We start from the raw sequence: 5,264 nt of genomic DNA, 5'->3' as shown, positions 1-5,264 counted from the left end.
ACGCCACGCTTCTCCGCGACCGACACAACACATCCCCTTCAGATCTGTTGCACTCACCCCCTGAACTCGCGCCCCACCTGGGCCGTGACCCCATCCAATTGCTCACGGAGGTCACCGCCACCACCACCGGGGCCTGGCCGGACGACGCGGCGTGGCGCAGCGCGTGGCGGCGGGCGGTCGCCGACGAAGCCGTGCCGCCCCTGGCCGACGCAGTCGCCGAACACCTGCGACACATGCGCGGCGTGGTGGTCGACCCCGGACGCATCACCGTGACCTCGGGTGCCCGCTCGGGCCTGTCGCTGCTGCTGGCCGTCGCCGCGAGACGCTCCGGCCGCCGGGCGCGCGTGGCGGTGGAGTCGCCCGGCTTCCCCGGCCTGCGCCGCCTGCTCGAACACTCCGGAAGCGACACCGTCGCGCTCCCCGTCGGCGAGGCCGGGCCGGACCTGGCCTCGCTGGCCCGGGCCCACCGTCGCTCCCCCATCGACCTGGCGCTCGTCACGCCCAACCACCAGTACCCCGACGGCGGCGCGCTGTCGGCGCGCCACCGTCAGGCCATGATCGCCTGGGCCCGCGACGAGGGCGTGGTGCTGGTGGAGGACGACTTCGACTCCGAGCGACGACACCTCGGCCCCCCGCTGCCGACGCTCTGGAGCCTCGACCCCACCGTCGTCGCGCACCTGGGCACGTTCGCCGCGGTCATCGGCCGCGGCGTCGGCACCGGCTACCTCGTCGCCCCACCCGCATGGCAGGACGAGGTCGACGAAGCGGCCGACGCCACCGGCGCCGCGCCCCCACTGCTGCTGCAGCGCGCCGTCGCCGCCTACCTCGCCGACGGCGGCCTCCGCAGGCGACTCGCGCGCGCCCGCCGTCGCGCCACCTCAGCGGAGCGCGAGTTGACGTTCCGCTGACTCAGCCGACGATCTGGAACTGGATGCCCTGGTCGTCCTCGACGGTGGCGATCCTCCCGTACGGCGACTCCATGGGCCCGTCCACCAGCCGCCCACCCAGCTCGCGGATGCGTTCGATGGCGGCGTCGGTCTCGTCGACGGAGAAGTAGACCCGCCAGTAACTGGTGGGCACCTTCGAGGGGATGAACGGCGACGCGTCGCACACGCCGGCGACCGCGTCGTCGCCGCCGCCGTTGGTGGAGTACTGGTATTCGACGCCCTGCTCGCCCATCGGCTGCACGTCCCACTCGAACACCTCGCGGTAGAACCGCAGCGCCTCGTCGTAGTTGCCGGTCATCAGTTCGAACCAGACCGGCGCACCGGGCCGGTCCGTCGCCTGGATCCGGACGGTGTCGCTCTGCCACGCGCCGAGTGCCGCGCCCGTGGAGTCGCTCAGGAACGCCATCGACCCCTGGTCGCCGACCTCCATCGGCTCCACGTGGATCTCACCACCGGCCTGCTTGGCGCGCTCCGCCAGCGTCCGGATGTCCTTGGTGCCGAGGTAGACGCACCACGACGGCACCCCCATGCCGTCCTGCGAGCGCATCGCGCCGCCCACCACGTCGTCGCCGAGCATGATCATGTGGTAGCCGCCGTACTCCTCACCGGAGTTGTGCAGCTGCCAGCCGAACAGGCCTCCGTAGAAGGCCTTGGCCTGTTCGAGGTCTGGTGCGTAGAGCTCCACCCAGACGGGCGCTCCCTGTGGTCGATCGGTCATCGTTGGCCTCCTCACCTGAGCCGGTGTGGCTCTGTCAGGAGCCTAGGCCGACGGGGTGTGCACGTCCAGAGGTGAGTGACGCTCGACGAGGACCCGGCGCCCCTCGAACGCGCGGCCGAGCGTCGCCTGGTCTGCGTATTCCAGGTCACCGCCGACCGGCAGGCCCGAGGCGGGGCGGGTCACCCGCACGCCGAAGTCTGCCAGCATGCGGCTGAGGTAGGAGGCCGTCGCCTCGCCCTGGGTGTCGGGGTCTGTGGCGAGGATGACCTCCTGCACCGCGCCGTCGGCGAGCCGCTGGAACAGTTCGCGGGTGCGCAGGTCACCGGGGCCGCGGCCCTCGATGGGTGAGATCGAGCCGCCCAGCACGTGGTAGAGGCCGCGGAACTCGTTGGTGCGCTCGATGGCCACGACGTCCTTCGACTCCTCGACGACACACAACTGCGAGTGGTCCCGCCTGGGGTCTCGGCAGATGCGGCAGCGTTCCTCCTGCGAGACGTTGAAGCACACCTCGCAGAACCGCGCCTGCTCCTTGACCTTGCGCAGCGTGTCGGCGAGCGCGAAGACGTCCTCCTCAGGGGCGTCGAGGAGGTGGAACGCGATGCGCTGCGCGCTGCGCGGACCGATGCCCGGCAGCCGGCTCAGCTCATCGATCAGTTCCTGGATGGCGCCTTCGTACACTCAGCCTCCGAAACCGGGCATCCCGGGCATGCTGGGCAGCTCCGGGAGCGTGGCGGCGGTGGCGGCGTCGACCTCGGCCTTGGCGGCGCGGAACGCTGCGACGACGAGGGCCTGGAGCGTCTCGATGTCGTCCGGGTCCACTGCCGCGGGCTGGATCTCGACCTCCTGCATCTCGCCCTTGCCGCTCAGCGTGACGCTGACCAAGCCACCGCCGGCCGTGCCGGTGAACGACTGCTGGCCCAGTTCCTCCTGGGCGGCCGCCAGGTCCGTCTGCAGCTTCTGCGCCTGCTGCATCAGCGCGTTGAGGTCAAAGTCACCAAACATCTCTCACTCCTGAGTGGGGTACCTGTCAAGCATAGAAGGCTGGGCCGGGGCGGCCAGCCTCAGTCGTCGTCGGCGTCGCGCACGGAGATGACCTCGGCGCCGAACGCGTTGCTCAGCAACTCCTCGGCGTTGTGGCCGGCGTCAAGCACCGCGTCGTCCGCGGAGACCTGCTCCGACGGCGGGGGCGGCTCCATCCGACGCTGCTGCTGCGGCTCGGGTTGCGGTTCCGGCTCGGGCTGCACGACGGGGGCGCCCTGCGGGCGTTGTTCGGGACGGGCCTCCTGCTCCCCGCTGGCCAGCACCGACTGGATCCGTAGTTCGACGCCGATCACCTCGATGAGCGCGTCCGCCAACACGTCGGCGCTGCCGCCGGACCCGAAGTTCTCCCGCGGGCCGGGTGAGTCGAAGCCGAGCACCAGGGCGCCGTCTGCCACGTCCACCACCTGGGCGTGGTTGCTCAGCAGCATGAACGTGAAGCGACGGCGGCGCTTGACCTCGTCCAGCACGTTGGGCCAGACGCGGCGCAGTTCGGCGGCGCTGAGCTGCGCGGGTGCACCGGGCCGCTGCTGGGGTGCGGGCTGCTGCGGTGCCGGACGCTGGGCGGGCTGCTCGGGCGCCGGGCGCTGCGCCGGCTGCTCAGGCGTGGGCCGCTGCTGTTGCTGCGCGGCGGGCTCGGACGCGACGGCGCCCGGCCCCCGCGGCGGCTCGCCCGGGGCACGGCGCTGCGTCGGCGCCGCGAGTGCCGCGGCCGGCGCGGGAGCAGCCTCGTGAGCCGGAGCGGCGGGGGCCTCCGGCGCCGGGGCCTGGGCGGGGCGTTGGCGTTCATGCTCTGCGGCACGCGGGCGCTCCGGCTGGCGCGGGCGGGCGGCGCCGGTGTCCTGCCAGTCCTCGACGGGGGCCTCACCGCTGCCCATCATGCCGACGCGGCGCTCGAGCCGATCCATGCGCGCGTGGAGGCCCCGCTCATCGGCATCAGCGCCGGGCAGCAGGACGCGGGCGCACATCAGTTCGAGGTGGAGCCGGGGCGCCGTCGTGCCCCGCATCTCGGTGAGGCCGGTGGCGATCACCTCGGCGGCACGGGTCAGTTCCCCGGAACCCATCCCGGCCACCTGCGTGGCCAGGCGTTGCGCCTGGTCTGCCGCCACGTCGAGCAGGCCGTTGGTGGCGGCCTCGGGGACGGCCGCGAGGATCACCAGGTCCCGTAGTCTGCGCAGCAGGTCCTCCGCGAAGCGACGCGGGTCCTGGCCCACCTCGATCACCTTGTCGATGGTGCGGAACACGCCGGCCGAGTCACCGGCGGCGAAGGCATCCATGATCTCGTCGAGCAGCGCGTCGGGCGTGTAGCCCAGCAGCGCCGCGGCCTGCTCGTAGCTCACGCCCTCGTCGCCCGCGCCGCCCAGCAGCTGGTCGAGCACCGACAGCGAGTCACGCACCGAGCCGGCTCCGGCGCGGACCACCAACGGCAGCGCGCTGCGGTCCACCGCGACGCCCTCGGCGTCGCAGATGCTGGCCAGGTAGTCGCCGAGCACCTTGGGCGGCACCAGCCGGAACGGGTAGTGGTGCGTGCGGGAGCGGATGGTGCCGATGACCTTCTCCGGCTCCGTGGTGGCGAAGATGAACTTGGCGTGCGGGGGCGGCTCCTCGACGAGCTTGAGCAGCGCGTTGAAGCCCGCCGTCGTGACCATGTGGGCCTCGTCGACGATGTAGATCTTGTAGCGGCTGGCCACGGGCGCGAAGTAGGCGCGCTCGCGCAGGTCACGCGCGTCGTCGACGCCGCCGTGCGAGGCCGCGTCGATCTCGATCACGTCGATCGAGCCGGGGCCGCCGCGGGCGAGGTCGACGCAGGAGCGGCACACGCCGCACGGCGTGGCGGTGGGGCCCTGCTCGCAGTTGAGGCAGCGGGCCAGGATGCGCGCGGAGGTGGTCTTGCCGCAGCCGCGGGGGCCCGAGAACAGGTAGGCGTGGTTGACCCGGTTGTTCTGCAGCGCGCGCTGCAGCGGCACCGTGACGTGCTCCTGGCCGATCACGTCCGCGAACGAATCCGGCCGGTAGCGGCGGTACAGCGCCAGCGGCGCCGCGGGGGCCTCGATGCGCGGTGAGTGGTCGAGCTTCGACGGGGGCACGGGCGCGCCGGCGGGCTCGCTGACCAGCTCCTCGACGGCAGGCTCCTCCTCCGCGAACAGGCCGGGGCCGGTCTGCTCGAAGGGCTCCGCGGCAGGCTCGTCGTCGAAGAGGCCGGGCCCGTCCATCGGCTCGAACCCGGGCTGGTCCGCAGAGCCGTACCCCTCGTCGATCAGCGGGGCGTACTCGTCGTCCTCGATGTACTCGTCGTCCACGGTCCCCACCCTATTGCAGCCCCAAGACAGTTCGTGAGCCGTGCTCCGGCAAAGAAAAAGGGCCCCTCGCGCACCCGGAAGAGCTCACTTACCCTTGCTGCCTTCCGACCCTGGGGGAGTTGGGCGAGATACCGCCGCGCGAGGAACCTTGGATCACTCTACCCCATCGTCGGAGCCGGTTCACATCGCCGAGTTGACTCATCAGAAACCTCCGCTTGTGCGGGGTCGTTGCCTCGGGTAGAAACCTCCGGTTAGGTGTGT

General features: G+C 71.9%; 5 protein-coding genes and 1 other RNA gene. 1 reads left to right on the top strand and 5 read right to left on the bottom strand.

Features of this window, described 5'->3' with window-relative positions; all coding sequences use genetic code 11:
- The coding region (locus tag ABEA30_RS15345) for a PLP-dependent aminotransferase family protein (RefSeq protein WP_345584412.1) at positions 1-908 on the top strand (908 nt) is incomplete at its 5' end.
- A gap of 1 nt (position 909) precedes the next feature.
- Here the strand turns inward: ABEA30_RS15345 and ABEA30_RS15340 are convergent.
- The 5 genes from ABEA30_RS15340 to ffs all read right to left on the bottom strand — a co-directional run bounded on the left by ABEA30_RS15340 (position 910) and on the right by ffs (position 5,154).
- A complete protein-coding gene (locus ABEA30_RS15340) occupies positions 910-1,665 on the bottom strand; it encodes a VOC family protein (RefSeq protein WP_345584410.1) in 756 nt (251 codons plus the stop codon).
- Between the two features lie 42 nt (positions 1,666-1,707).
- Positions 1,708-2,343: a recombination mediator RecR gene (gene recR / locus ABEA30_RS15335; RefSeq protein WP_345584408.1), complete on the bottom strand. Its 636-nt coding sequence runs from the start codon at positions 2,341-2,343 to the stop codon at positions 1,708-1,710.
- Positions 2,344-2,667, bottom strand: coding sequence for a YbaB/EbfC family nucleoid-associated protein (locus tag ABEA30_RS15330; RefSeq protein ID WP_345584406.1), 324 nt, complete (start codon positions 2,665-2,667; stop codon positions 2,344-2,346).
- A gap of 59 nt (positions 2,668-2,726) precedes the next feature.
- Positions 2,727-4,916 carry a DNA polymerase III subunit gamma and tau gene (locus ABEA30_RS15325; RefSeq protein ID WP_425584642.1) on the bottom strand — a complete coding sequence of 730 codons (2,190 nt, stop codon included), beginning with the start codon at positions 4,914-4,916 and terminating at the stop codon, positions 2,727-2,729.
- Positions 4,917-5,057: 141 nt separating this feature from the next.
- Positions 5,058-5,154: signal recognition particle sRNA small type (gene ffs, locus ABEA30_RS15320), an RNA gene on the bottom strand.
- Positions 5,155-5,264 lie beyond the last annotated feature (110 nt).

Origin of the sequence: Tessaracoccus lubricantis (assembly GCF_039544535.1) — a bacterium.
Taxonomy (GTDB): Bacteria; Actinomycetota; Actinomycetes; order Propionibacteriales; family Propionibacteriaceae; genus Arachnia; species Arachnia lubricantis.
Note: the sequence above shows the minus strand (reverse complement) of the source record. Positions and strands in the feature narration are given on the sequence as shown.

Bases quoted from the DNA above. Each gene is read 5' to 3' on its own strand.
- ABEA30_RS15340 (WP_345584410.1), bottom strand. From the start codon at position 1,665: ATGACCGATCGACCACAGGGAGCGCCCGTCTGGGTGGAGCTCTACGCA.
- ABEA30_RS15330 (WP_345584406.1), bottom strand. From the start codon at position 2,667: ATGTTTGGTGACTTTGACCTCAACGCGCTGATGCAGCAGGCGCAGAAG.
- ABEA30_RS15325 (WP_425584642.1), bottom strand. From the start codon at position 4,916: ATGGACGGGCCCGGCCTCTTCGACGACGAGCCTGCCGCGGAGCCCTTC.